The organism is Streptomyces sp. SID11385, assembly GCF_010548245.1.
Taxonomy (GTDB): Bacteria; Actinomycetota; Actinomycetes; order Streptomycetales; family Streptomycetaceae; genus Streptomyces.
This window is the reverse complement of sequence record NZ_JAAGLR010000980.1, coordinates 1-3,051: the sequence shown is the minus strand read 5'-3', so window position 1 is coordinate 3,051 and position 3,051 is coordinate 1. Positions and strand designations below refer to the sequence as shown.

Annotated in this window: 3 protein-coding genes and 1 pseudogene; 2 read left to right on the top strand and 2 right to left on the bottom strand. The window is 75.2% G+C overall.

Annotation, left to right across the window (positions count from 1 at the left end; genetic code table 11):
• A partial coding sequence (locus G3I42_RS30015) for a hypothetical protein (RefSeq protein ID WP_164290899.1) occupies nt 1-397 on the top strand: 397 nt, incomplete at its 5' end.
• Between the two features lie 98 nt (nt 398-495).
• On the opposite strand, the gene dapC is transcribed toward G3I42_RS30015, so the two are convergent.
• Together dapC and fdxA are read right to left on the bottom strand one after the other, a co-directional pair.
• Entirely contained in the window at nt 496-1,605 is a 1,110-nt protein-coding gene (gene dapC, locus G3I42_RS30010) for a succinyldiaminopimelate transaminase (RefSeq protein WP_164290898.1), read from the bottom strand.
• Nucleotides 1,606-1,813: 208 nt separating this feature from the next.
• On the bottom strand, nt 1,814-2,134 hold the full coding sequence (gene fdxA, locus G3I42_RS30005; RefSeq protein WP_010267089.1) for a ferredoxin: 321 nt from the start codon (nt 2,132-2,134) through the stop codon (nt 1,814-1,816).
• 143 nt (nt 2,135-2,277) lie between these two features.
• Between fdxA and G3I42_RS30000 the strand changes: the two are divergent.
• Nucleotides 2,278-3,051, top strand: a pseudogene (locus G3I42_RS30000) (GNAT family N-acetyltransferase); the annotation flags it as partial.

Sequence of the window (3,051 nt, the reverse complement as noted above, 5' to 3'; positions counted from 1 at the left end):
CCGCCGCCTCGCCGGTGCCGCGCTGCTGCTCGCCGCCGGTGCCGCGCCCGTGATCGGCGCGGCCGGCGCCGCGAACGCCGCCGAGCTGCCCTCGACGCAGGGCCTCGGGGTCTCCTCGCTCGACGGCGACGCCGTGGGCTCGACCGTCGACGGTGCCGCCAAGGGCGCCGCGCAGACGCTCGGCGAGACCGGCGGCAAGGCGGTCGGCAAGGCGGCGCCCGAGGCCGGGAAGCTCGTCGGCCACGCCGGCCACACCGTCGCCCCCGTCACGGAGCGCGCGGGCAACGGCGACCTGCTCGGTGGCGCGGGCAAGACCGTCAGCGGCACCGGCAAGGGCGGCGGCCTCACCGGCGGCCTCGGCGGCCTCCTCCCCACGAAGGGCCTCCCGCTCGGCTGAGCCGGAAACGACGCAGGAGGGCCGGGGCCCGGGGAGCACGAACTCCCCGGGCCCCGGCCCGTTCTCTACCCGTACCGCTGTCCCGCTCCCGGCGCGGCTCAGGCCGAGAGCCGCGCCACCGCCGACGCGATCCGCTCGTCGCTCGCCGTCAGGCCGACGCGGACGAAGCGCTCGCCCGCGTCGCCGTAGAAGTCGCCGGGCGCCACGAGGATGCCGAGCGAGGCGAGGTGCGCGACCGTGTCCCAGCAGGACTCGCCGCGCGTCGCCCACAGGTAGAGGCTCGCCTCGCTGTGCTCGATGCGGAAGCCGTGGTCCAGCAGGGCCGTGCGCAGCGCGGTGCGGCGGGCCGCGTAGCGCTCGCGCTGCTCCTCGACGTGCTTGTCGTCGCCGAGCGCGGCGGCCGTGGCGGCCTGCACGGGCGCGGCCGTCATCATGCCGCCGTGCTTGCGGACCTGGAGCAGCGGGCCGAGGACATCGGGGTCGCCGACGACGAACGCGGCGCGGTACCCGGCGAGGTTGGAGCGCTTGGAGAGCGAGTGGACGGCCACGATGCCCTCATAGCTGCCGCCGCACACGTCCGGGTGCAGCACCGAGACCGGATCGGCCTCCCAGCCCAGTTCGAGGTAGCACTCGTCGCTCAGGACGAGGACGCCGTGCTCACGCGCCCACGCGACGATCCGGGTCAGCTCGTCCTTGCCGAGGACCCGGCCGGTCGGGTTGGACGGCGAGTTGAGCCAGAGGACGCGCAGGCCCTCGGGGTCGAGCGTCGTCGGGTCGTCGTAGACCTCGTGCTCCGCGCGCGCGAGGCGCGCGCCGACCTCGTACGTGGGGTAGGCGAGGCGCGGGTAGGCGACGCGGTCGCCGGGGCCCAGGCCGAGCTGGAGCGGGGCCCAGGCGACGAACTCCTTGGAGCCGACGACGGGCAGCACGTGGCGGTGGCTCAGGCCGCGCGCGCCCAGGCGCCGCCCGGCCCACTCCACGACGGCGTCGCGCAGCGCGGGGGTGCCCCACACGGTCGGGTAGCCGGGCGAGTCGGCGGCGGCGCTCAGGGCGTCCTGGACAAAGCCGGGCACGGGGTCGACGGGGGTGCCGACGGAGAGGTCGACGATCCCTTCGGGATGCGCGGCGGCGGTCTTCTTGTACGACTCCAGCTTGTCCCAGGGGAAGCCGGGGAGCAGGTCGTTCAGTGGCCGGGGGGAGGCGGGCACGGGGGGCTCTTTTCGGGGCGTGGCGGATACGGGGCGGGAGCGGTGGCGGGCACGGGGCGGTTTCCGGCGCGGGCGGCGGGGTGTCATCCGTACCGGAAAGCTGTCACCCGTACCGGAAACGCGCAGGTCCCGCCGGTGCGGGTGCACGGGCGGGACCGGAAGTGCGCGGGCGCACCGGGTAGCGGAGGCGGGCCGCAGGGCCCGCGGCTCACCCGTTCTGCGGCGGAAGGGCGGCGACGAAGGGGTGGTCGCGCTCGATCAGGCCGAGCTTGCTGGCACCGCCGGGCGAGCCCAGCTCGTCGAAGAACTCGACGTTCGCCTTGTAGTAGTCCTTCCACTCCTCCGGAGTGTCGTCCTCGTAGAAGATCGCCTCGACCGGGCAGACCGGCTCGCAGGCACCACAGTCGACGCACTCATCCGGGTGGATGTAGAGGGAACGCTTCCCCTCGTAGATGCAGTCGACCGGGCACTCCTCGATGCAAGCCTTGTCCTTGACGTCGACACAAGGCTGCGCGATGACGTAGGTCACGCTGTCGTTCCTCCTCGATAGGGCGCTGGCGGGCCCGTCCTGGGGTCCCGCCGCCTGGCGCGCGCGGGAGCGGCGTCGTCGATGCCCGGCACCTAGTATCTCCGCTCGGGGTCATGATCCGAACAGGAGGGGCGGTCCACACCATGGAATTCGCGGCGGGAGCACGCCTTGAAGTCCGTATCGGCGCGTCTGACGTGGGCAAACGAGTCACGGTGCGGAGTCTCGCCGAAGCCGCCGCGCCGGGTGCCGCTTTCACGGACACGGTGGGCATTCTCACATCCTGGGACGAGGGCGTGCTGCTCGTGACCCGGCGGGACGGGACGCGGGTGCGGCTCGCGGAGGAAGCGGTGGTCGCGGCGAAGGTCGTCCCGGCGGCCCCGGCGCGCAGGCGCGGTCCGGCGGCGGACTTCGCCGAGCTGGCGGGGGTTCAGGAGCGCGGCTGGCAGGCCGTGGAGCGGGAGGCGCTCGGCGGCTGGCTGCTGCGGGCCTCGCGGGTGGACGGGGCGGTGGGCGGCACGGGCGCGTCCACCGGATTCACGCGGCGCGCCAACTCCGTCCTGCCGCTCGGGGACCCCGGCATGCCGCTGGCGCAGGCCCTCGACCAGGTGCGTCGGTGGTACGGGGCGCGGGGGCTGCCCGCGTACGCGCAGCTCGCGACCGGTGCGGCGGACACGCAGGAGGTGCTGGCGGCCGAGCTGGAGGCGCACGGGTGGCGGCGCGAGGTGTCCGCGCTGGTGATGGTGGGCGCGCTGGCGCCGCTCGCCGAACTGGGGCCCGCGTCCATGGGATCGCTCGCGGTCGCGGCCCCGGTCGCCGAGGGCCCCGAGACGGCCGATCCGGGCGTGCGGCTCGGCAGGACGCCGGACGAGGCGTGGCTGCGGCGGTACAACCGGGCGGCGGGTACGGGGCCGGGCGGG